Raw genomic sequence first — 868 nt, forward strand, 5'->3', positions numbered from 1 at the left:
ACACGGCCTGCGCGCACGACCTCGCCGATACCCTCGGCCAGGATCTTGCCTTCTTCGCGCGACAGGAGCGCACCCAGTTCCTCGCGCCGGGCGAGCAGCGCGGTTCCGATCTGATCGAGTGCGTCGGCGCGCTGTTCCGGGGTCGAACGCGCCCAGGCGGGAGCTGCCGCAGCCGCGGCCTCGATGGCATCGTTCGTCGTTGCAGCATCCGCCGATGCATAAAGCCCCACGACGTCGTTGGTATCGCTCGGATTGATATTGCGGACCGTCGAGGCCCCTTCGACCCAGTCGTTCGCGATGAAGTTGCGCTTGATGTCCATGTTACTCTCCTATTTACTGATTGCTGGCTGCGGCGCCGTCCAGGAGACGACCGACGATCATCCGGCCGATCGGAATGGCCGATGTCGCGGCAGGCGATGGCGCGTTGCAGACATGCAGCATCCGTTCGCTCTGCTTGAAAAGGAAATCGTGGACGAGGCTGCCGTCGGTCATGACCGCCTGTGCGCGGATGCCAGCCTGCGGCAATGTCAGGTCATCGAGCGTCAAGGACGGGCAATATTTTCGGCACTCCCTGAGATACCGCTGCCGCGACATGGAATTCGAGAATTCGTCAACGGCCGATCGCCAGTTCTTCGCGGCCATCTTCCAGAACCCGGCGAATCCAGCCATGCTCGTGAGGTCCGAGAGGTCGAAGCTGCCTTTCGGGTATCCCTCGCGCGCGAAGCCGAGAACGGCGTTCGGGCCAACCGTCATCCCGCCATCGATCGTGCGGGTCAGATGGATACCGAGAAACGGCAGGTCGGGATCGGGGATGGTGTAAATCAGGCGTTGCGTTACGGCAGCCTTGGCGGCCGGCAGCACGTAATAC

The 868-nt window shown here is 62.9% G+C and carries 2 protein-coding genes; both read right to left on the bottom strand.

The window, feature by feature from the left end; genetic code table 11:
- On the bottom strand, nt 1–320 hold a 320-nt coding region (locus ACFHWW_RS33920), incomplete at its 3' end, for an aldehyde dehydrogenase family protein (protein WP_379943744.1).
- 13 nt (nt 321–333) lie between these two features.
- The coding region (locus ACFHWW_RS33925) for an FAD-dependent oxidoreductase (RefSeq protein WP_379943746.1) at nt 334–868 on the bottom strand (535 nt) is incomplete at its 5' end.

It is taken from the genome of Sinorhizobium sp. P24N7 (assembly GCF_042436655.1).
Classification (GTDB): Bacteria; Pseudomonadota; Alphaproteobacteria; order Rhizobiales; family Rhizobiaceae; genus Sinorhizobium; species Sinorhizobium meliloti_A.